This is a genomic window from Pseudomonas syringae, assembly GCF_002157375.1.
Taxonomy (GTDB): Bacteria; Pseudomonadota; Gammaproteobacteria; order Pseudomonadales; family Pseudomonadaceae; genus Aquipseudomonas; species Aquipseudomonas syringae_T.
This window is the reverse complement of sequence record NZ_MTSA01000017.1, coordinates 74,512-96,334: the sequence shown is the minus strand read 5'-3', so window position 1 is coordinate 96,334 and position 21,823 is coordinate 74,512. Positions and strand designations below refer to the sequence as shown.

The 21,823-nt window shown below is 62.5% G+C and carries 23 protein-coding genes; 20 read left to right on the top strand and 3 right to left on the bottom strand.

Annotated elements, in window-relative coordinates; translation table 11 throughout:
* Position 1: 1 nt before the first annotated feature.
* Together BW686_RS20810 and mdcA are read right to left on the bottom strand one after the other, a co-directional pair.
* Complete coding sequence (locus tag BW686_RS20810) at positions 2–877, bottom strand: triphosphoribosyl-dephospho-CoA synthase (protein WP_084919378.1); 876 nt, start codon at positions 875–877, stop codon at positions 2–4.
* Positions 877–2,556 (bottom strand): malonate decarboxylase subunit alpha, encoded by a 1,680-nt coding sequence (gene mdcA, locus BW686_RS20805; protein ID WP_084919377.1) that lies wholly within the window; start codon positions 2,554–2,556, stop codon positions 877–879. Before mdcA ends, BW686_RS20810 begins: the two co-directional genes overlap by 1 nt.
* A 263-nt stretch (positions 2,557–2,819) precedes the next feature.
* On the opposite strand from mdcA, the gene BW686_RS20800 reads away from it, so the two are divergent.
* Positions 2,820–3,212, top strand: coding sequence for a PAAR domain-containing protein (locus BW686_RS20800; RefSeq protein ID WP_084919376.1), 393 nt, complete (start codon positions 2,820–2,822; stop codon positions 3,210–3,212).
* A 601-nt stretch (positions 3,213–3,813) separates the two neighbouring features.
* Here BW686_RS20800 and BW686_RS20790 read toward each other — a convergent pair.
* Positions 3,814–4,593, bottom strand: a complete 780-nt coding sequence (locus BW686_RS20790; protein ID WP_084919375.1) for a ParA family protein — start codon at positions 4,591–4,593, stop codon at positions 3,814–3,816.
* 308 nt (positions 4,594–4,901) lie between these two features.
* On the opposite strand from BW686_RS20790, the gene BW686_RS20785 reads away from it, so the two are divergent.
* From BW686_RS20785 to BW686_RS20695, 19 genes are read left to right on the top strand one after another with little or no spacing between them, the layout of a single operon-like run.
* Positions 4,902–5,621 carry a beta-ketoacyl synthase chain length factor gene (locus tag BW686_RS20785; RefSeq protein ID WP_084919374.1) on the top strand — a complete coding sequence of 240 codons (720 nt, stop codon included), beginning with the start codon at positions 4,902–4,904 and terminating at the stop codon, positions 5,619–5,621.
* Positions 5,597–6,409, top strand: coding sequence for a lysophospholipid acyltransferase family protein (locus tag BW686_RS20780; protein WP_084919373.1), 813 nt, complete (start codon positions 5,597–5,599; stop codon positions 6,407–6,409). The genes BW686_RS20785 and BW686_RS20780 overlap by 25 nt, the downstream gene beginning before the upstream one ends.
* Positions 6,384–6,647 (top strand): phosphopantetheine-binding protein, encoded by a 264-nt coding sequence (locus tag BW686_RS20775; RefSeq protein ID WP_084919372.1) that lies wholly within the window; start codon positions 6,384–6,386, stop codon positions 6,645–6,647. Before BW686_RS20780 ends, BW686_RS20775 begins: the two co-directional genes overlap by 26 nt.
* 2 nt (positions 6,648–6,649) lie before the next feature.
* On the top strand, positions 6,650–6,904 hold the full coding sequence (locus BW686_RS20770) for an acyl carrier protein (RefSeq protein WP_084919371.1): 255 nt from the start codon (positions 6,650–6,652) through the stop codon (positions 6,902–6,904).
* On the top strand, positions 6,901–7,446 hold the full coding sequence (locus tag BW686_RS20765) for a hypothetical protein (RefSeq protein WP_084919370.1): 546 nt from the start codon (positions 6,901–6,903) through the stop codon (positions 7,444–7,446). Before BW686_RS20770 ends, BW686_RS20765 begins: the two co-directional genes overlap by 4 nt.
* A gap of 10 nt (positions 7,447–7,456) precedes the next feature.
* On the top strand, positions 7,457–9,154 hold the full coding sequence (locus tag BW686_RS20760; RefSeq protein ID WP_179149338.1) for an acyl-CoA synthetase family protein: 1,698 nt from the start codon (positions 7,457–7,459) through the stop codon (positions 9,152–9,154).
* Positions 9,147–9,881, top strand: a complete 735-nt coding sequence (locus BW686_RS20755) for a glycosyltransferase family 2 protein (RefSeq protein ID WP_084919368.1) — start codon at positions 9,147–9,149, stop codon at positions 9,879–9,881. The genes BW686_RS20760 and BW686_RS20755 overlap by 8 nt, the downstream gene beginning before the upstream one ends.
* Entirely contained in the window at positions 9,878–10,825 is a 948-nt protein-coding gene (locus tag BW686_RS20750) for an LpxL/LpxP family acyltransferase (protein WP_084919397.1), read from the top strand. Before BW686_RS20755 ends, BW686_RS20750 begins: the two co-directional genes overlap by 4 nt.
* Positions 10,806–12,353, top strand: coding sequence for an HAL/PAL/TAL family ammonia-lyase (locus BW686_RS20745; RefSeq protein ID WP_084919367.1), 1,548 nt, complete (start codon positions 10,806–10,808; stop codon positions 12,351–12,353). Before BW686_RS20750 ends, BW686_RS20745 begins: the two co-directional genes overlap by 20 nt.
* Positions 12,343–12,768 (top strand): acyl-CoA thioesterase, encoded by a 426-nt coding sequence (locus BW686_RS20740; protein ID WP_084919366.1) that lies wholly within the window; start codon positions 12,343–12,345, stop codon positions 12,766–12,768. Before BW686_RS20745 ends, BW686_RS20740 begins: the two co-directional genes overlap by 11 nt.
* Complete coding sequence (locus BW686_RS20735) at positions 12,765–13,379, top strand: outer membrane lipoprotein carrier protein LolA (RefSeq protein ID WP_084919365.1); 615 nt, start codon at positions 12,765–12,767, stop codon at positions 13,377–13,379. Before BW686_RS20740 ends, BW686_RS20735 begins: the two co-directional genes overlap by 4 nt.
* The gene (locus BW686_RS20730) at positions 13,363–15,726 is read left to right on the top strand and encodes an MMPL family transporter (protein ID WP_179149337.1); all 2,364 of its coding nucleotides are present in this window, start codon (positions 13,363–13,365) and stop codon (positions 15,724–15,726) included. The genes BW686_RS20735 and BW686_RS20730 overlap by 17 nt, the downstream gene beginning before the upstream one ends.
* Positions 15,727–15,728: 2 nt before the next feature.
* Positions 15,729–16,976, top strand: coding sequence for an NAD(P)/FAD-dependent oxidoreductase (locus BW686_RS20725; protein WP_084919363.1), 1,248 nt, complete (start codon positions 15,729–15,731; stop codon positions 16,974–16,976).
* The gene (locus BW686_RS20720; RefSeq protein ID WP_084919362.1) at positions 16,973–17,707 is read left to right on the top strand and encodes a class I SAM-dependent methyltransferase; all 735 of its coding nucleotides are present in this window, start codon (positions 16,973–16,975) and stop codon (positions 17,705–17,707) included. The genes BW686_RS20725 and BW686_RS20720 overlap by 4 nt, the downstream gene beginning before the upstream one ends.
* The gene (locus tag BW686_RS20715) at positions 17,704–18,186 is read left to right on the top strand and encodes a hypothetical protein (RefSeq protein ID WP_084919361.1); all 483 of its coding nucleotides are present in this window, start codon (positions 17,704–17,706) and stop codon (positions 18,184–18,186) included. Before BW686_RS20720 ends, BW686_RS20715 begins: the two co-directional genes overlap by 4 nt.
* Positions 18,183–19,379, top strand: coding sequence for a beta-ketoacyl-[acyl-carrier-protein] synthase family protein (locus BW686_RS20710; RefSeq protein ID WP_084919360.1), 1,197 nt, complete (start codon positions 18,183–18,185; stop codon positions 19,377–19,379). The genes BW686_RS20715 and BW686_RS20710 overlap by 4 nt, the downstream gene beginning before the upstream one ends.
* Positions 19,376–19,831 carry an ApeP family dehydratase gene (locus tag BW686_RS20705; protein WP_084919359.1) on the top strand — a complete coding sequence of 152 codons (456 nt, stop codon included), beginning with the start codon at positions 19,376–19,378 and terminating at the stop codon, positions 19,829–19,831. Before BW686_RS20710 ends, BW686_RS20705 begins: the two co-directional genes overlap by 4 nt.
* Positions 19,828–20,556 (top strand): 3-oxoacyl-ACP reductase FabG, encoded by a 729-nt coding sequence (gene fabG / locus BW686_RS20700; protein ID WP_084919358.1) that lies wholly within the window; start codon positions 19,828–19,830, stop codon positions 20,554–20,556. The genes BW686_RS20705 and fabG overlap by 4 nt, the downstream gene beginning before the upstream one ends.
* Positions 20,556–21,782 carry a beta-ketoacyl-ACP synthase gene (locus BW686_RS20695; protein ID WP_084919357.1) on the top strand — a complete coding sequence of 409 codons (1,227 nt, stop codon included), beginning with the start codon at positions 20,556–20,558 and terminating at the stop codon, positions 21,780–21,782. Before fabG ends, BW686_RS20695 begins: the two co-directional genes overlap by 1 nt.
* Positions 21,783–21,823 lie beyond the last annotated feature (41 nt).

Genomic DNA, 21,823 nt, shown 5'->3' with positions numbered 1-21,823 from the left:
TTCAGGCACTCCTCGAAACAGGGCCGAGCGCAGGCTCCAGGCCATCAATGAACAGGCAGGCGGCAAGCAGGTCAGCCGCTCCGCCCGGCGACGCGTTGAGGGCCAGCAGTTGCTGATCCAGTTCGTTCAGCGCACGTCGACCGGCCAGACTGGCGCTGCCGCCAGCGTCCAGCACGCGTTGCGCGCCGACGTGCATGGCGTTCAGCCCTTCGATCCCGGCGCGATGCAACACGCAGGTGTCCGCCAGGCCCGTCATGATTGCCAGCAGCGCATCCAGCCGGGCGTTCTGCTCGCCACTGCCCGCCGCCCGGCTGCGCTGCAATTGCGGCAAGGCCCTCTGAATCACGGCGGGAAAGCCCTGTTGCGCTTGCTCTCTGGCACCCATGACACCGTAGCGACGAACCGCTTCACTGCCGTGACTCTGTTGCGCAGGCGCTTGTCGATCCTTGATCAGCGCCAGGCCAGCCGCACGTTGGCAAACCGCCTCAGGCCTGCAACCTTGAGGGTCCAGCGCCGCCGCCGTGACCAGCAGGCCCAGCGCCCAGATCGCGCCACGGTGAGTATTCACCCCGCCAGTGGTGCGCAACATGACGGCCTCACCTTCGCGCCCGATACGGCCCAGCGCTTCACGCAGCGGCTGGGCCACGCTCCCGAATTGAGCAACAGACTCGGCCATCAGCTTGAACGTCGGCCATAACGAGAGCGCCGAAGAATGCATCAGCCCCAGGTGCAGGTCGGTGTGCGCGCCACTGCCACGCCGGTCCACCAACGCAGGTTTGGGCGACAGGTCGGCCTCGGCAATCAGTGCATCGACGGCCAGATCAGCCAGTCGTTCGGCCAGCGAAGCCGGCTGCGGTGTCAGTTGAAGTGCGCTCATCACCAGCTCCTGAATTTGGCAGGCGGGTTGTAGAGGCCACCGGACCACTCGACCAGCTCGGCAATGCTCTTGGCGGCCAGCAGTTCGCGGCTGGCATCAGTGCGCCGGATGCCGAGGTCTTCAGGCAGTGCGATCAGCCCTTCGCGACGCATGCGGGCGGTGTCTTTCGGGTTATGGCGCAAACCGATCACGGTCACGCCGGCCACGGCGGCGGTCATCGCCTGCCGCTCTTCCAGGCTGCGCGCCTTGTAGAGGTAGGCGATGCCTTCTTCGGTGAGCAAATGGGTGACGTCATCGCCGTAGATCATGATCGGTGCCAGCGGCATGCCGCTTTTTTTCGCCACTTCGACTGCGTCCAGGGTTTCAACGAAGGTCGGTTTGCCGCCTTCCTGGAAGGTCTCGACCATCTGCACCACAAGCTTTTTGCCACGTTCCAGGTAAGCGGCCGGTCCGTCCTCGCTCTGCTGGCGCATGTCCAGCCAGGCCGGGGTGGCATGACGCCGACCGCGAGGGTCGTGCCCCATGTTTGGCGCGCCGCCGAAGCCTGCCAGGCGGCCTCGGGTCACGGTCGAGGAATGCCCGTCGCCATCGACCTGCAGGGTCGCGCCGATGAACAGGTCCACGGCGTACTGACCGGCCAGTTGACAGAGTTGCCGGTTGGACCGCAGCGAACCGTCGCGACCGGTGAAAAACACGTCCGGGCGGGCGGCGATGTAGTTTTCCATGCCCAGCTCGGTGCCAAAGCAATGCACGCTCTCGACCCAGCCGCTTTCGATGGCCGGAATCAGGGTCGGGTGCGGGTTGAGTGTCCAGTTGCGGCAGATCTTGCCCTTCAGCCCCAGCGACTCGCCGTAAGTCGGCAGAATCAGTTCGATGGCCGCAGTGTTGAAACCGATGCCGTGGTTCAGTGACTGGACGTTGTGTTTTTCGTAGATGCCGCGAATCGCCATCATCGCCATCAGCACATGGACTGGCTTGATGTGGCGCGGGTCGCGGGTGAACAGCGGCTCGATGTAAAACGGCTTGTCGGCCACCACCACGAAGTCGACCCACGAGGCCGGGATATCGACCCGTGGCAACTCGCTGACGTCATCAACAAGCTGATTGACCTGCACGATGACGATGCCATCGCTGAAGGCTGCCGGCTCGATCAGTGCGGGGGTGTCTTCGGTGCTGGGGCCGGTGTAAATGTTACCGGCCCGGTCGGCCATGAAACCTGCGGCCAGTACGACGTTGGGGATCAGGTCCACCACCAGCCGCGAATACAGTTCGATGTAGGTGTGAATCGCGCCGATTTCCAGCAGGCCGTCTTCCAGCAATTGGCTGATGCGCAGGCTTTGCGTGCCGGCAAACGAGAAATCCAGCTTGCGGGCAATGCCCTGCTCGAACAGGTCCAGGTGCTCGGCGCGGCCAACGCTCGGCATGATCATGTGCAGGTCATGCACCTTGCCCGGATCGACCTTGGCCAGCGCGCGCGACAGGAAGTCCGCCTGCTTCTGGTTATTGCCTTCAAGCACCACCCGATCACCGGACACCAGCAAGGCCTCCAGTGCCGCGACGATTTTGTCGGTCGGCAACACCACGCCATCGGCCAGTACACGCACCTGTTCCAGACGTCGCTGCTTCTCGGTGCGACGACGTGTCCAGCGCGCGTCGGGGGAAGTTGTTGTTGTTGTCATGATCGCTCCACGATTTTGCTGTCGTGGGCCACCTTAGGAGCGATGGACGTCGGGCATCAATCAAGCACCGCGCCGAATCATTACGGCTGGAGTAACGATGAAGAAAATGATCATTTTTTGACCACCTACGCCGGTCACAGCAACATGCGTGAAACGCCCTGCTGATGTTCGCGTAGGACAGGTCTTTAAGTGGTTTTTAACCATCACGAGCCACAGATTTGCGCCTAGCCTTCAGGTTTTCCAGAACCCGAGGAAGTACAGCCATGTCGTTCGTAGTCAGGGAAGGCGATCCAACCACCACCGGCGGCTTTGTGCTGAGCGCAACGGCCAGCGAGGTCATTGATCAGCGTCGAGTGGCCCGCATGGGCGACCCGGTATGGTGTCCGGCCTGTGTGCGCATCGGCTTCATCGCCCAAGGCAACCCGACGTACGTCGACGACCTGGTGGCGGTCGCCACTCACGGCCATGAAGTCGCATGCGGCTGCGCCCCCGGCAGCAACCGACTGACTGCGTCACAGGAACACGTTAAAGCCGACATGGACGCTGCTGTCACCCTGTCCGAAGAAATGACCTCGACAGCGCGACTGAATGCCGAGCATCTGGCCCGCTCATTGAGAGACGGCAGTTACACACCAGAGGTGCTCAAGCCGCGCTGACTCATGCATGCGGCGCAGCGCAGGTCTGTGACGCGGAGCGTCACCCAAGGCATTCCCACGCTGGAGCGTGAGGAACGATAGGTGTCCGCAAGAGCACCTCTCGTGCCCATGCTCCGCGTGGGCATGCAGTTCTGGACGCTCCGCGTCCTGCCCCGGACATGCAGCGTGGCGCAGATCTGTGACGCGGAGCGTCACCCAAGGCATTCCCACGCGGAGCGTGAGGAACGATAGGTGTCCGCAAGAGCACCTCTCGTGCCCATGCTCCGCGTGGGCATGCAGTTCTGGACGCTCCGCGTCCTGCCACGGACAGGCGGCGCGGCGCAGATCTGTGACGCGGAGCGTCACGCAAGGCATTCCCACGCTGGAGCGTGAGGAACGATGGGGGTCCGCAAGAGCACCTCTCGTGCCCATGCTCCGCGTGGGCATGCAGTTCTGGACGCTCCGCGTCCTGCCACGGACAGGCGGCGCGGCGCAGATCTGTGACGCGGAGCGTCACGCAAGGCATTCCCACGCGGAGCGTGAGGAACGATAGGTGTCCGCAAGAGCACCTCTCGTGCCCCCGCTCCGCGTGGGCATGCAGTTCTGGGTGCGCAATGGCCCATCACGGATGAGCGTTGGTTTCCAGCAGGTGGTGCAGGTCCACAAACTGTTGCGTCAGTTTGTGCCGGGGGTCCAGGTGGATCAGCGGCAGGTTGGCCTGGTGGGACTCACGCATTTTCACCGACGCGTTGAGATAGACCGGCAGCACTGGAAGGCCTTCGGCGATCAGTTCGTCGAGCATCTGCTGAGGCAGGCTGGCTCGGGGCTGGAACTGATTGACGATGATGCCCTCGACCAGCAGGTCCTCGTTGTGATCCTCTTTCAACTCGTCTATTTCACGCATCAGCCCGTACAGCGCTTGCCGCGAGAAGCTGTCGCAATCGAAGGGGATCAGCACGCGATCCGATGCAATCAGCGCCGAAACCGCATAGAAATTCAACGCTGGCGGGGTGTCCAGGTAGATCCGCTCGTAATCTTCGCTCAGTTCATCCAGCAGTTTGCGAAGCTTGTTGATCTTGTGCTTGGCCTCAAGCTTGGGTTGCAGGTCGGCCAGCTCGGCGGTGGCGGTGACCACGTGCAGGTTGTCGAACGGCGTTTCATAGATATCGACATGGTTCTTCTTGGCGAACGGTGCCGCTGACAGCGTGTTCTTGAAGAATTCGGCGATCCCCATCGGAATATCGTCGCCGGTCAGGCCGGTCAGATACTGGGTCGAGTTGGCCTGGGCATCGAGGTCGATCAACAGCGTCCGGTAGCCTTCGTGAGCGCTGACAGCAGCCAGATTGCAGGCGATGCTTGACTTGCCGACACCGCCTTTCTGATTGAATACCACGCGACGCATGCTTTGGACTCCTTGAAAGATGAAGAAACGGCAAGAGTGGCCGATAACGACCATAGACAGGTCGAGTCTAGGCAGTGCATATGACAACGACGAGCTTAACCCAAAACAGAATGTGTCTGGTTGTCATGCACATACCCGACTTGAACCTTACAATACCGCCCTGTAAACAGTTTTTATGTAACAAATTTGCTAGTAATGACCCCCATCGGGATAATGCGCGCACTCGGAACAATGACCGCACCCAGGCTGATATCGACCTGATATCGATGTAGCGAGAAACAGGCCCTCAGGGGGCGGGAAGAGAAGTCTTGATCACGTTCAATATTGCGAGATGGCAGGCTTGGGCTCCGGGCCTGGCGAGTGCGGATGACTGGCAGGAATGGAGTCGAAATCCGACGCGTTTGCAGGACAGTGATGAAGCGCCGGACGTGTCTTTTCTGCCTGCCATGCAGCGCCGACGTCTGGGCCGCATGGCGCGAATGGCATTTGCGGTCGGCTGGCCGCTGACCGAGGGCTACGGGCGAGTGCCGCTGGTGTTTGTTTCGCGCCACGGAGAAACCCCCAGGACGTTTGAAATTCTGCGTGATCTGGCCGCAGACGAGCCGCTTTCACCGACCCAGTTCAGCCTGTCAGTGCATAACGCAGTGATCGGTCTGTGGTCGATAATGCGCGGCGAGACCAGTGAGATGACGGCGTTGGCAGCCGCAGGCGATGGCCTGGAATATGGAGCATTCGAGGCAGCTGCGCTGCTGGCCGAAGGAGCCGAAGCAGTGCTGCTGGTGGTGACGGAAGAGCAACCACCGCAAGCCTATGCCCAATGGATTGATGATGTGCCTTTTCCCTACGCCGTCGGCTTGCTGCTGACGCCTGGCAGCGAGTGGGAATTGTCTTTGCACTGCGACACACAAGGAACCACGCGGACTCAATGGCCCCACGCCCTGAATCTGCTGCAAGCCTTGCACACTAATCAATCCGCCTGCCTGCACCCCTGGAATAACCGGTTATGGAACTGGCAACGCAATCACTGAAAAAAGGTCGGGACGCTTACTACTGGCGCCTGTTGGCAACCGGCATCAGTTTTGCCCTGTTCGGGGTGAGCGGCCTTTGTCTTCGATTGTTCGTTTTTCCGGTATTGAGTTGCCTGCCCGGCACCACAGCCAGCCATCAGCGCCGCGCCCGGCGGACCATCAGCCGCCTGTTCTGGCTGTTTATCCGCATCATGGCGCGCATGGGTGTGTTGACCTACGAGGTACAGGGCGCCGAAAAGCTGGGGCGGCCCGGCCAGATGATCATCGCCAATCACCCGTCGCTGATCGACGTGGTGTTTCTGATCGGGCTGGTGCGTGACGCCAACTGCGTGGTCAAGCGCAGCCTCTGGGAAAACCCGTGTACCCGCGGCCCCGTGCGCTCTACCGGCTATATCAGCAACGACGGCAGCATGGACATGCTCGACGCCGCCGTGGAGCGCCTGCAAAGCGGCCAGACACTGATTATCTTCCCGGAGGGCACGCGCACCCAGCCCGGTCAGCCGCCGGTCTTTCATCGTGGCGCGGCCGCCATTGCGCTGCGGGGCGCGAGCCTGATCACGCCTGTGACCATCAAGGTTCACCCGACCACCCTGACCAAGGCCGAGCCCTGGTATCGCATTCCGCAACGCCGCGTGCATTTCACTTTTCGTGTCGGTGCCGATATAGACCCCAACGCCTTCAGTTCGCTTGGCCCTGCACCCATTGCGTCCCGCAAGCTGAACGATTACCTGCATGACTATTTCACCAAGGAGCTCGCCTCAGATGAGCGATCTGCACCAGGACATTAAATTGTTGATCATCGATGCCCTGGGCCTCGAAGACATCTCTCCCGAGGATATCGGCAACGATATGACGCTGTTCGGTGAAGGGTTGGGACTGGATTCGGTCGATGCGCTGGAACTGGGTCTGGCCATCCAGAAACGCTACGGCATCCGGATAGACGCCGATGCAAAGGACACCCGTAACCATTTTGCCAGCGTCGACAGCCTTGCGGCCTTCGTCAGCGCCAACCGGCCTGAGAATTGAACATGCAAACCCGTGAAGACATCTTCGAAATCCTGCGCACCGCAATGGTGGAACTGTTCGAACTGGAGCCTGAGAGGGTCACGCTTGAAGCCAACCTCTATCAGGACTTGGAAATCGACAGCATTGATGCCGTGGACCTGATCGACCACATCAAACGCAAGACAGGCAAGAAGATTGCCGCTGAAGAGTTCAAGTCGGTCAGGACCGTCAACGATGTGGTCGAAGCCGTCTACCGACTGGTCAACGCGACCGAATGAAACGCCTGATTGGCCTGATTCTGGTCCTGGTCGGTGTGCTGTATCCGTTTGCCGTCTACTGGGGAACCGAGCACTTCGCTGCGTGGCAGTTTGCGCTGCTGCTGGGAAGCCTGTGGCTCGCGCGCGCCCTGACCGGCGAACGCAAACCCGGCAGCCTGGCCATGGCAGTCGTGGCATTGGCGTTCTGCGGGGTGCTCGGCGTACTCGACAGCCACGCGATGCTGCGCTGGTATCCGGTGCTGGTCAGCGCGTTCATGCTCGGCCTGTTCGGCTCAAGCCTGATCTACGGGCCACCGATTGTGGAAAAAATGGCGCGACTGAACCGCCCCGACCTGCCTGAGACCGGCATTCGCTACACCCGCAGGGTCACACAGGTCTGGTGCGGTTTTTTTCTGTTCAACGGCCTTGCCGCAACGGGGTTGACGCTGTGGGCGCCGTTGTCATGGTGGACGCTGTACACCGGGCTGATTTCCTACGGATTGATGGGCGTGTTGTTCGCCGTCGAATGGATCGTTCGCCCACCCGCTGCGGGCGGCAAATGAAATGGACCGCATGAACTGGTCGAATCTGGAATCACTGCTGCTCGAGGCCTTGCCGGACCGGCTGCTGACCCTCGCCCCGGCGCTGGATCACGCGCAGTTTCGCGATCAGGCGCTGAGCGTCGCAGCCGCCTTGCAAGCCCGGGGCACAACGCAGATTGCGGTGCATCTTGAAGATGCCGCCGAGCTGGCCATTGCACTGTTCGGTGCCTGGCGCGCGGGTGTTCACGTCTTGTTGCCCGCCGACCTGCAGGGACAAACGCGCGCGCGCTGGGCGAGTCAGGTCGATCTGTGGCTGACCGACCTGCCGGGCGACACGCACCTGAACGACCTGCACGCCGCGCCTTTGCCAGCGGCAGCGCTGGACCTTGACCAGTGCCGGCTGAGCCTGTGTACCTCAGGCTCCAGCGGCGAGCCGAAGCTGATTGAAAAGCGCCTTCGACAAATTGCCAACGAAGTCTGCGGGCTGGAACGGTTGTGGGGCGCGCAGCTGGGTTCGGCGTGCATAATCGGCAGCGTGTCCACCCAACATATTTACGGCCTGCTGTTCCGCCTGCTGTGGCCGCTGTGTGCAGCACGTCCGTTCGTGCGTCGCCAACTGCCGTTTGCCGAAGACCTGCAGCGCGCCAGCCGCGAATACCCGAGCTTTGCCTGGGTCGCCAGCCCGGCGCTGCTCAAGCGCATGGGCGACAACCTCGACTGGGCCAGCCTCAGTGCCGTGCGCCGGGTGTTTTCGTCCGGCGGCGCGCTGCCTGCCGACGCCGCACAAATCCTGCAACAACGCCTCGGCCAGTGGCCTACGGAAATTCTCGGCAGCTCTGAAACCGGCGGCATCGCCTGGCGTCAAGGCGAGCCACACTGGCAAGCCTTCGAGGGTGTCGAGCTGAGTCAGGACGGTGAAGGTGCGCTGCGCATTCGTTCGCCCTACCTGCCGCCCGGCCATGTCGAACAGACGGCCGACGCCGCTCGCATCGGCGAGGACGGGCATTTCGAGCTGCTGGGCAGGCTGGACCGCATCGTCAAGCTCGAAGAAAAACGCATCTCGCTGCCGCTGATCGAACAGGCGCTGGTGGCCCATGAATGGGTCGGTGACGCACGCCTGGGCGTGGTTCAGACCAACCGGGCGTCCCTCGGTGCGCTGCTGGTGCTCAGTGACAGCGGGTTGCTGGCGCTGCGCACTCAAGGCCGTCGCGCCCTGACGGAAACCTTGCGGCACCATGTGCGCCCCCACTGTGAAACCATCGCGCTGCCCCGCCGCTGGCGCCTGCTGCGGCAGATGCCACTCAATGCGCAGGGCAAACTGCCGCAGACGGACGTTCAGGCCTTGCTGATGGCGCCCCGTCCGAAACAACCGGAAGTCCTCGAACACCAGACCGTCGAAAACGAGCTGCTCGGGCATGTGCTGCACCTGCAATTGATGGTCCCGCCGGATCTGGCGTTTTTCAGCGGTCATTTTCCCAAGGCCCCGGTCTTGCCTGGCGTGGTTCAAGTCCAATGGGCAATCAGCCTGGGCCAGCGCCTGCTCGACCTGCCAGCAGATTTTGCCGGCATGGAAGTGCTCAAGTTTCAGCAACTGGTGCGCCCCGGTGACCGTCTCAATCTGACCCTGCGCTTCGATGCCGCGCGCTCCAAGCTGCATTTCGCCTTTCACAACAGCGAAAACGCGCCCTGTTCCAGCGGCCGAATCGTACTGGGGAGCGAGCATGCATAAGCCTTGCGTGATCATTCCGGTGTTCGATCACGAGTTGGCCGTGCCCAATGTGGTCAGGGCCGTCAGGGACGCCGGGTTGCCCTGCGTGCTGGTGGACGACGCCAGCAGCCCGGCCTGCGCCGCCGTGCTGCAACACCTTGCCCGAGGCGACGATATCTATCTGCTGCGCCTGCCGGTCAATCAGGGCAAGGGCGGCGCGGTCATGGCCGGCTTCCGCGAAGCGGCACGGCTGGGTTTCAGCCATGCGTTGCAGGTCGATGCCGACGGCCAGCATGACCTGAGTGACATCCCGGTGTTTCTGGAGCAGTCGCGCCAGCATCCCGAAGCGTTGATCTGCGGTTACCCGCAATACGACGACAGCGTGCCGAAAAGCCGTTTGTACGCGCGCTACCTCACCCACGTCTGGGTATGGATCAACACGCTGTCGTTGCAGATTCGCGATTCGATGTGCGGCTTCCGGCTGTACCCGCTGGCCCCCGTGCTGACCCTGATCAACCACGTGAAAATCGGCAAACGCATGGACTTCGATTCGGAAATCCTCGTGCGCCTGGCTTGGCGTGGTCAGGCCATGCGCTGGCTGCCGACCCGCGTTCATTACCCACAGGACGGCCTGTCGCATTTCCGCCTGTTTCACGACAACGTACTGATCTCGACCATGCACGCCAAACTGTTCATCGGCATGCTGGTTCGCCTGCCGGTGATCCTGTGGCGGCGGTGGCGTTCATGAGCCTTCATAAAACGCCTAAAGAACATTGGGCCAACCATCAGGAACGTGGCAGCTTCATGCTCATGAAGCTCACGGCCTGGGGCATGCGCGTGCTGGGTCGTCGCCTGCTCAGCCCGGTGCTGTATGGCATCGTCCTGTATTTTTTCGTGTTCGGGCGACGTGCCCGGCGCAGCATCTGGCACTACCAGCAACGCCTCTGTGACTGGAGCGGCAGGCGAGAACTGCGCCCCAGCCAGCGACGCGTGTTCGGCCAGTTCATGGCGTTTGCCGAGGCGCTTCTCGACAAGCTCGACGTATGGAACGGCAGGCTGGGCCTCGACCAGATCGAGATCATCGACAGCGGCCAGATCCGCCAGAACCTGCGCGGCGAACGCGGCCAGATGCTGGTGGGTGCGCACCTGGGCAACCTTGAGGTGTGCCGCGCACTGGCTGAACTCGGCGAAAAGATCACCATGAACGTGCTGGTCCACACCAAGCACGCCGAACGCTTCAACCGCCTGCTCGGTGAGGCCGGGGCGACCAACCTGCGGCTGATTCAGGTCAGCGAGCTGGACCCGGCGATCATGCTGCAATTGAGCCAACGCCTGGACGAAGGCGAGTGGCTGGCCATCGCCGGTGACCGCGTCGCATTGCATGGCGGACGCAACGTACGTGTCGATTTCCTCGGCCATCCCGCCGCTTTTCCGCAAGGCCCGTGGCTGCTGGCCGGCCTGCTCAAATGCCCGGTCAGCCTGTTCTTCTGCCTGAAGGGCGCGACGGGGTATCGGGTGATTCTCGAACCGTTCGCCGAGGCCATCGAATGGCGCCGCAGCGACCGCCCGCACGTCATAGCCCACTGGGCCACACGCTACGCCGAACGACTGGGGCATTACTGCCTGGAAGCGCCGCAGCAGTGGTTCAATTTCTACCCGTTCTGGAAGTCCGATGACGAATCAAGCTCCTGACCCGATCATTTTCGGCGAACGCGCCCTGTGTATCGAAGACGTGCTGGCCTTGGCCAATCGGCAGGCACCCAGCGCGTTGCAAGGCGACGACGAGTTTCGCGCACGCATCGCCAGGGGCGCGCAGTTTCTCGATTCGTTGCTGGACAAGGAAGGCGTCATTTACGGCGTCACCACCGGCTACGGCGATTCCTGCGTGGTGGCCGTGCCGCTGGAGCACGTCGAGGCGCTGCCACGCCATCTGTACACTTTTCACGGCTGCGGGCTGGGCAAGCTCTTGGACGAGCAGGCCACCCGCGCGGTACTGACCGCGCGATTGCAGTCGCTGTGTCAGGGCGTTTCCGGCGTACGTGTCGAACTGCTCGACCGTTTGCAGGGGTTTATCGATCAGGACGTCCTGCCGCTGATACCCGAAGAAGGCTCGGTGGGCGCCAGTGGCGATCTGACGCCGCTGTCTTATGTGGCGGCAACCCTCTCTGGCGAACGTGACGTGATGTTCCGTGGCGAGCGGCGTTCGGCCAGTGATGTGCATCGCGAGCTGGGCTGGACGCCGCTGGTGCTGCGCCCCAAAGAAGCACTGGCGCTGATGAACGGCACCGCCGTGATGACCGGCATCGCCTGCCTGGCGTTCGCCCGCGCCGATTACCTGCTGCAACTGGCGACCCGCATCACCGCCATGAATGTGGTGGCGCTTCAAGGCAACCCGGAGCATTTCGACGAACGCCTGTTCGCTGCCAAGCCGCACCCGGGGCAGATGCAGGTCGCGGCGTGGCTGCGTCAGGACCTGGCCATCGATGCGCCGACCGCCCCGCTGCACCGTTTGCAGGACCGCTATTCGCTGCGCTGCGCACCGCATGTGCTGGGCGTGCTGGCCGACAGCCTGACCTGGCTGCGTTCGTTCATCGAGATCGAACTGAACAGCGCCAATGACAACCCGATCATCGATGCCGAAGCCGAGCGTGTGCTGCATGGCGGGCATTTCTACGGCGGCCATATCGCCTTTGCGATGGACAGCCTGAAAACCCTGGTCGCCAACGTCGCAGACTTGCTCGACCGGCAATTGGCGCTGCTGGTGGACAAGCGTTACAACCACGGCTTGCCGAGCAACCTGTCCGGCGCCAGCGCCGAGCGGGCGATGCTCAATCATGGCTTCAAGGCGGTACAGATCGGCACCAGCGCGTGGACGGCCGAAGCGTTGAAAAACACCCTGCCGGCCAGCGTGTTCTCGCGCTCCACCGAATGCCACAATCAGGACAAGGTGAGCATGGGCACCATCGCCGCGCGCGATGCCATTCGCGTGCTGGAGCTGACCGAACAGGTTGCCGCCGCCACGCTGATCGCCGCCAACCAGGGCGTCTGGCTGCGCAGCAAGGCCGCCGATGCGCGTCCGCTGCCGCCGGCACTGGCGACCATGCACGCCGAGCTGGCCGAAGACTTTGCCCCCGTCATCGAGGACCGGGCACTGGAGAGCGAACTGCGCCTGTGCCTGAAACACATCGCCAACCGCCGCTGGAGGTTGCATGCGCAGTAAAGGCTTTCTGCACATCGACACCGAGATCGTGGTGCCGTTTTTCGACGTCGACATGATGAACATCGTCTGGCACGGCCACTACGTCAAATACCTTGAAGTGGCGCGCTGCGCGTTGCTGGACCGTATCGGTCATAACTACATGCAGATGCTCGAATCCGGTTATGGTTGGCCGGTGATCGATCTGCAATTGCGCTATGTGCGCAGCACCGTGTTCGGTCAGAAGCTGAACGTGCGCGCCAGCCTGGTGGAATGGGAGAACCGTCTGAAGATCAACTACCTGATCACCGATGCACACACCGGGGAGCGACTGACCCGCGCCAGCACGGTGCAGGTCGCTGTCGAGATCCAAAGCCGCGAAATGCAACTGGCCTCACCCAAGGTCTTTATCGACGCCGTAATGAGAGCATTGCCATGACCCGCCCCTTTCGCACCTTGATGCTGCTGGGTTTGCTGTGCCTGTCTTCACTGGCGCAGGCGTTCGATCTACAGCAACTCAGCGACCAGCTCGCCAGACCTGCGGTGGTGCAAGGTCGCTTCATTCAGGAAAAACACCTGCGCGCCCTGCCACAGCCGCTGATCAGCAAAGGCCGCTTCGTCCTCGCCAGGGATTTCGGTCTGCTCTGGCTGCTGGAAACGCCGCTGAAACAGGATTACCGCATCACCGCCACCGGCATTGCCCGTCGCGAAGCCGTGGGCGACGTCAGCACCTGGAAGCCGGTGCCTAACAAGAATGCCGGCGCCGAGCAGAACCGGCTGTTCCTCGCCGTGCTGCAAGGTGACAGCAGCGGCCTGCAGCGGGATTTCGACTTGCAGCTCAAAGGTGAAGCAAGCGCCTGGCAACTGACCCTGGTGCCGCGCTCGCTGTTGCTGCAACAGGTGTTCAAACAGATCAACATTGACGGCGGCGAGCTGGTGCAGCGCATCGAACTGCTGGAAACCCAAGGCGACAGCACGGTCCTGAAGATGATCGACAGCAGCAGCGCCCCTACCCTGACCGATGCGCAGCGTAATGACTTCAACCACTGAGCGGCTCCTGCCGCGCCTGTTCCTGCTGATTCTGACGGCCGTGCTGGCGCTGGCCGTCTGGCAGTGGCACGACCGCTCCCCGCTGTCGGCCAACCTCATGGAGCTGGTGCCGGGCACTGACAACGACGCGCTGGTGGCAAGCGCCGAAAAACGTATGCAGGAACCGCTCAATCGCGAAATGCTGGTGCTGGTCGGCCATGCCGATCGCCAGCAGGCCGTCGAGCTGGCTCGCACACTGGGCGAGCAGTGGCAAGCGAGCGGCCTGTTCGAGAAGGTCCAGTGGACGCTGCAAGCCGACCTGCCCGCCCTGCGCACCCAATTGCTGCAAGGTCGGATCGCTATGCTGCCGGCAGCAGATCGCGCCCTGCTGATCGACGACCCGAAAACCTTTATCGAGCAACGCGTCCAGACCCTGTTCGATCCGTTTGCCGGTTTCAGCCTTGTGCCGGGCCAGGATGACTGGCTGGGCCTGACCGGACGCATTCAGAACGGTCTGCCGAAACAGGGCTCGGTCGAGGCCGATCTGACCAGCGGCGCATTGATTGCCACCGCCGAGGGCAAAAGCTGGGTGCTGCTGCGCTCGCGAACCCGCAGCGATGCCTTCGACATGCAACTGCCCGGTCAGGTCGCTGATCTGCTGGCGAAAGGTCGTGTGCAGGCGAGTGGAGCCGGTGGCCAGTTGCTCGCCGCCAGCGGCCTGCTGTACGCCGCAGACGGCCAGAAACAGGCCAGCCGGGAAATCACTTGGGTGGGCGGCGGCGCAACGGTCGGCATTCTGTTGCTGCTGTTGCTGGCCTTCCGCCGCTGGAGCGTGCTGCTGGCCTTCGTTCCGGTGGTGGTCGGCATGCTGTTCGGGGCGGTGGCCTGCGTGGCGTTTTTCGGCAGCATGCACGTCATGACGCTGGTGCTGGGTTCCAGCCTGATAGGCGTGGCCGTGGATTACCCGCTGCATTACCTGTCCAAAAGCTGGAGCATGAAACCCTGGCGCAGTTGGCCGGCCTTGCGCCTGACCCTGCCGGGGCTGAGCCTGAGCCTGATCACCAGTTGCATCGGCTACCTGGCGCTGGCCTGGACGCCCTTCCCGGCGCTGACGCAAATAGCGGTGTTTTCGGCTGCCGGCCTGGTGGGCGCTTACCTGACCGCGGTATGCCTGCTGCCTGCGCTGCTCGCCAAGGTAGAGATTCGTCCTGCCCAATGGCCACTGAAACTGGCGCAGCAAATGCTCGATTGCCGGGCTGCGTTGTTGCAGCGCATCAGCACGCCGATCCTGCTGGCCCTGCTGTTGGCGTTTTGTGCCGGCGGCATCTGGCACCTGACCACCAAAAACGATATCCGCCAATGGGTGGCTGCCCCTCAGGCACTGACCGACGAAGCGCAGACCATCGCGCGGATCACCGGTTACCAGCCGACCAGCCAGTTCTTTCTGGTGCGTGGCAAGGATCAACAGCAATTGCTGGATCGCCAGTCGGCATTGACCCAGCGGCTCGATCAACTGGTCAGTCTGGACAAGCTGCAGGGCTACATGGCAATCAATCAATTGCTCGATTCGCCTGCCGAGCAGCAGGCGACCCGCGATGCTCTGGGCACGTTGCCGCAACACTGGGCGCCGCTGGTGCAGCTCGGCGTTCCGGCCAGCGCCTTGAAAACCGAACTCGCTCAGTTGCAGGCCTTGCCGACGCAAGACATCGACCTTGCCCTGCAAGGCCCGCTGAGCGAACCGTGGCGGACACTCTGGCTGGGCGCCACGGATGACGGCGTGGCCGGCATCGTCAGCCTGCGCGGCCTGAACAGCATGGCCTTGTTGCGCGTGCAAGCAATCGGGCTGGAAGGCGTGCAACTGGTCGACCGCCTGGGTGAACTCAATGATGTGTTCGCCCACACGCAGGTCAGCGCCGCAGAACTGAAACTGGCCTCGTGTGTATTGATCGTTTTGCTGCTGACAGTCCCGTTCGGCTTCAACGGTGCGTTGCGCATCGTCGCCCTGCCTTTGCTGGCAGCCTTGTGCAGCCTGGCGAGCCTGGGCTGGCTTGGCCAGCCGCTGACGCTGTTCAGCCTGTTCGGGCTGTTGCTGGTCACAGCGATCAGCGTCGATTACGCCATCCTGATGCGCGAGCAGATCGGCGGTGCAGCGGTGAGCCTGCTGGGTACGCTACTGGCAGCCGTCACCACCTGGCTGTCGTTCGGCCTGCTGGCGGTTTCCGGCACCCCGGCCATCAGTAATTTCGGCCTGTCGGTGAGCCTGGGGCTGGCGTTCAGTTTTCTTCTGGCGCCGTGGGCCAGCCCTCGTCAAAACCCTCATGCGCCCTTGTCGTCATCCCCTGCCACCGTCAAAACCGGAAAGGAATAGCCGTGCCCATCATTGATAGGGAAATTCGTCAGGTTGTCGTCATTGGTGCCGGCCCCGCCGGCTCAATCGCCGCTGCCCTGCTCAAACGCCAGGGCCACGACGTGCTGATCATCGAGCGCCAGCTTTTTCCGCGCTTCTCAATCGGCGAAAGCCTGCTCTGCCATTGCCTGGACTTCGTCGAAGAGGCCGGAATGCTCGACGCGGTGCAGGCCGCCGGTTTCCAGCGCAAGAACGGTGCAGCCTTCGCGCGCGGCGAGCAGTACAGCGACTTCGATTTTGCAGACACTTTCAGCGACGGCAAACCCACCACCTTTCAGGTGCAGCGCAGCGAGTTCGACAAACTGCTGGCCGATCAGGCCGAGCTGCAAGGCGTGGAGATTCGCTATCAGCAGGAAATCGTCAGCGCTGACTTCGACGGCCCGCAACCGGTGCTGCGCGTGAAGCGCGAGGATGGCAGCGAATACAGCGTGCAGACGACCTTTGTGCTCGACGCGAGTGGCTACGGTCGCGTTCTGCCACGTTTGCTGGACCTGGAAGCCCCTTCAGGTTTTCCGGTGCGCCAGGCGGTGTTCACGCACATCGAAGACCACATCGACAGCCCGCCTTTCGACCGTCAGAAGATCCTCGTCAGCATTCATCCGCAGCACAGCGATGTGTGGTTCTGGTCGATCCCGTTCAGCGAGGGGCGCTGCTCGGTCGGCGTGGTGGCCTCCGCCGAGCGTTTCAAGGACAAGCCCGACGATCTGGACGCCTGCCTGCGGGCCTTTATCGATGAAACACCGCAACTGGCCAACGTGCTGAAAAACGCCGTCTGGGATACGCCCGCGAGAACCATCGGCGGCTATTCTGCCAACGTCAAAACCCTGCACGGCAAAGGCTTTGCGCTGCTGGGTAACGCGGCGGAATTTCTCGACCCGGTGTTTTCCTCGGGCGTGACCATCGCCATGCGCTCGGCGAGCATGGCGGCTGGCGTACTGAGCCGGCAGTTGCAGGGTGAACCTGTGGACTGGGAAAGCGAGTTTGCCGTCCCGCTGAAGCGCGGTGTCGACACCTTCCGGGCCTATGTCGAAGGCTGGTACGACGGCACGTTCCAGAGCGTCATTTTCTACCCCGGCAGCGCCCCGGACATCCGCCGCATGATCAGTTCGATTCTGGCCGGTTATGCTTGGGACGAACGCAACCCCTTCGTCAGCGAGCCCAAACGACGCTTGCGCACGCTGTCGGAAATCTGTGCGGACAGCGGCTCATGACTCGACCGTTTTTGAGCGACAGCTACGTCGAAGAAACCCGTTTCGGGCTTTGGTTTCTGCGCAGTCATACCTGGCAACACCGCGTGCTGCGCGTGGCAATAGACGACTTGCGTACGCTGTTTGCCAGCCCGCCCCCGGTCGCGCCGGTCCTGCTCGATGCCGGTTGCGGTCAGGGCAAGTCGTTCCAGCACCTGAGCAAGGTCTTCAAACCGTCCAGGCTGATCGGTGTCGACGCCGACCCGCACAGTCTGAACATGAGCCGCCAGGAGGCAGTTGCCAAGGGCCTTGAGGTCGAGCTGATCGGCTGCGATTGCGCCGCGCTGCAATTGCCGGATGCCAGCGTCGATCTACTGTTCTGTCACCAGACCTTTCATCACCTGGTCGAACAGGAACAGGCGCTGGCCGAGTTCTATCGGGTACTCAAACCGGGAGGTTATCTGCTGTTCGCCGAGTCCACCGAAGCCTATATCGACACGTGGGTGATTCGCTGGCTGTTCCGTCACCCGATGCACGTTCAGAAAAGCGCCGCTCAGTACCTGGACATGATCCGTGAGCAGGGCTTCGAATTCGCCGCACCCAACGTTTCGTACCCTTACCTGTGGTGGAGCCGCGCCAGGGATTTCGGTTTGCTGGAAGCCCTCAAACTGCGCAAGCCCAAGCCGTTCGGGCAACGGGAAGAGACGCTGGTCAACGTTGTGGCCCGCAAACCGTTGTCAGGTGCAGCCTCATGATTCGTTTCCTGTTCGTGGCTTTTCTCCTGCTCGGCGGCTGCGCTGCGCAGGCACCGCTGCCAGCGACCACGCCGACCCTGCCATTGCCGATGCAACTGCACATCGAGCGTCGGCAGGCCGAGCAGCATCAGGACTGGGTGCTGGTCATCCAGCGCGAAAATGCCGGGCTGCGCTGGTCGATGATGGACCCGATGGGCATTCCTCAGGCGCGCCAGTTGCTGATCAACGGGCAATGGCAGGCCGACGGCCTGCTGCCGCCCAATCCCGAGGCTCGCGAGCTGTTCGCGGCGCTGATGTTCGCCATGACTCCGGACATGGAAATGCATGGCCGCTACCCCACGGCTTATCGCCAAGGCATGCAACGCCGCCTGGATGACCGCTGGCTGGTCGAGTACCAGTCGGCCAACGCGTTCACCATTCGCCTCAAGGACGGGCTGAGCTACGGTGTAACGCCGTTGAACAACGAGACCGCGCCATGACCGCCTACCTCAATGCACTCGGGGTCATCTGTTCGCTGGGCGCAACTCGCGATGACGTCTCGCGCAGCCTGTTTGCCGGCGACAGTTCGGGCATGGTGACCGAAAGTGGCTGGGTGCCTGATCGCGCGTTGCCGGTCGGCGCCGTCAAAGCCGAGCTGCCCGCCATGCCGCCCGCCATGAGTGCGCAGCACAGCCGTAACAACCAGTTGCTGCTGGCCGCCGCCTTGCAGATCGAAGACGACATTCGTCTGGCCATCGAACGCTTTGGTGCCGCTCGCATCGGCGTCATCATCGGCACCAGCACATCCGGCATCGACGAAGCCAGCAGCAGCATGGCCATCTGGCTGCGTGATCAGGCGTTTCCCGAGCATTACGATTATCGCCAGCAGGAACTGGGCGCACCGGCGAATTTTCTCGCCAACTGGCTGCAACTGACCGGCCCGGCCTACGTGATTTCAACCGCCTGCACCTCCAGCGCGCGGGCCTTGCTCAGTGCCCGGCGGGCCCTGGACATGGGCCTGTGCGACGCGGTGCTGTGTGGCGGCGTCGACAGCCTGTGCAAACTGACCCTCAACGGCTTCTCGGCCCTTGAAGCGATGTCGCCACACCTGTGCAACCCGTTCTCGCGAAACCGGAACGGGATCAATATCGGCGAGGCGGCGGCGCTGTTTCTCATGACGCGCGAAGCCGGCAGCACGCATTCGATTGCACTGCTGGGCGCGGGTGCCAGTTGCGACGCTCACCATATCTCCGCCCCTGAACCCAGCGGGCGCGGCGCGCAGAACGCCATGTTGCAGGCACTGAGCAATGCCCGCCTGGATGCAGCCCGGATCAACTACCTGAACCTGCATGGCACCGCAACGCAGCTCAACGACGCGATGGAAAGTCTGGCCGTGCAGGCCGTGTTTCCGGACGGCGTGCCCTGCTCTTCGACCAAACCGCTCAGCGGCCACACGCTGGGTGCGGCGGGCGCACTGGAAATCGCGTTCTGCTGGCTGAGTCTGACGTCTCACAACCGTGAACAGGTTCTGCCCCCTCATGTCTGGGACGGCGAGGCCGATCCCCTGTTGCCTGCCCTGCAATGGACGGTGCCAGGCACACGCCTTGTGGCTGATGGCGCTCGCTGCATGATGAGCAATTCCTTTGCCTTCGGTGGCAATAACATCAGTTTGATTATCGGAGATGCCCCATGATCGAGTGGTCGCTCGCCGAACTCATTCCCCATGCTGGCGACATGATCCTCATCGATCAGGTGCTGGCCTTCGACGAAGAGCAGATTCGCACCCGGCTGACCGTGCGCGCCGACGGGCTGTTCAATGAGCCGGACGGCAGCCTGCCCGCCTGGCTGGGTATAGAGCTGATGGCTCAAAGCGTGGCGGCCTATGCGGGCTGTCAGGCGCGCAGCAAGGGCGATGCGGTCAAGCTGGGTTTTCTGCTCGGCAGCCGCAAGTTCGACTGCAACGTGGCACGCTTTCCACTGGGCAGCGAACTGCACATTCATGCCGTGCGCTCCCTGCAAGACGACAGCGGCATGGGCGTGTTCGAATGCACCCTGACCGGCCCGGGCATCACAGCGTTTGCCCGCCTCAATGTATATTGCCCACCCAACACTGCTGATTACCTGGCTGAAGGAGCCCCGGCATGACTGAATCGATACTGGTCACCGGCTCCAGCCGGGGCATCGGCCGCGCCATCGCCTTGCGTCTGGCTCAAGCCGGGTATGACCTGATCCTGCATTGCCGCACCGGGCGCAGCGAAGCCGAGGCTGTGCAGGCCGAGGTCATCGCGCTGGGCCGTCAGGCGCGGGTCCTGCAATTCGATGTTTCGGACCGTGCGGCCTGCAAAGCGATTCTCGAGGACGATGTGGAAACCCACGGCGCGTATTACGGCGTGGTGCTCAATGCCGGCCTGACCCGTGACGGTGCTTTTCCGGCACTCAGCGACGACGACTGGGATCAGGTGCTGCGCACCAATCTGGATGGGTTCTACAACGTCCTGCACCCGCTGACGATGCCGATGATTCGCCGTCGTGCGGCGGGCCGTATCGTGTGTATCACCTCGGTATCGGGGCTGATTGGCAACCGCGGACAGGTCAACTACAGCGCGTCCAAGGCGGGGCTGATCGGCGCCGCGAAGGCATTGGCCATCGAACTGGGCAAGCGCAAGATCACCGTGAACTGTGTGGCGCCCGGGCTGATCGACACCGCCATGCTCGACGAGAACGTTCCTGTCGAAGAACTGATGAAAATGATCCCGGCGCAGCGCATGGGCACGCCCGAAGAAGTAGCCGGCGCGGTGAATTTCCTGATGTCGGCGGAAGCCAGTTACATCACCCGTCAGGTGCTGGCCGTCAATGGAGGGTTGTGCTGATGAAGCGTGTGGTGGTTACCGGTATGTCCGGCATTACCTCGGTGGGCAGCGACTGGCCCACCATCAATGCGAGCTTTACGGCCAACCGCAGCGGTATTCGCCGGATGGACGAGTGGGACCGTTTCGTCGAGCTGAATACCCGGCTGGCCGGCCCCATCGATGACTTCGCCGTGCCTGCGCACTGGACGCGCAAGCAACTGCGCAGCATGGGCCGTGTATCGCGACTGGCGGTCGGCGCTGCAGAGCAGGCGCTGATCAATGCCGGGCTGCTCAATGACCCGATCATTCGTGACGGGCGCATGGGCACAGCCTGCGGTTCATCCACCGGCAGCACCGATGAGATCAAGGCATTCGGCAACATGCTGATCAACTCGGTGGCACTGGACCTGAATGCTAACTCGTATGTGCGCATGATGCCGCACACCACGGCGGCCAACATCAGCATCTTCTTCGGCCTGACCGGACGCCTGATCCCGACTTCCAGCGCCTGCACCAGCGGCAGTCAGGGAATCGGCTATGCCTACGAGGCCATCAAGTTCGGACGCTTGCCACTGATGCTGGCGGGCGGCGCCGAAGAACTGTGCCCGACCGAAGCGATGGTCTTCGACGCGCTGTATGCCACCAGCCTGAAGAACGACGCGCCCCACACCACGCCGCGCCCTTACGACAGCGGCCGCGACGGGCTGGTCATTGGCGAAGGTGGCGGCATGCTGGTGCTTGAAGAGCTCGAACATGCCTTGGCCCGTGGAGCGTCTATCTATGCCGAGATCGTCGGTTTCGGCAGCAACGCCGATGGCGCCCACAGCACCCGCCCGGAACAGACCACCATGCGCCGCGCGATGGAGCTAGCGCTGGAAGACGCCGGTTTGCCGCCTGAAGCCATCGGCTACGTCAACGGCCACGGCACTGCTACCGAGCAAGGCGACATCGCCGAAACCCTGGCCACCAGCAGCCTGTTCGGCTCACGCATGCCGCTCAGTTCCCAGAAAAGCTTTCTCGGCCATACATTAGGTGCCTGCGGCGCACTGGAATCGTGGTTCAGCATCGAAATGCTCAACAGTGACCGGTATATCCACACGCTGAACCTGGTCGATGTCGATGCACAATGTGGCGAACTGGACTACATCGTCGGCGAACCCCGGCACATGAGCAATGAATACGTGATGAACAACAACTTCGCGTTCGGTGGGGTGAATACGTCGCTGATCTTCAAGCGTTGGGCGTGATCCACGATAACCTCAACTATCGTGCGACGCTCCGCGTCGCA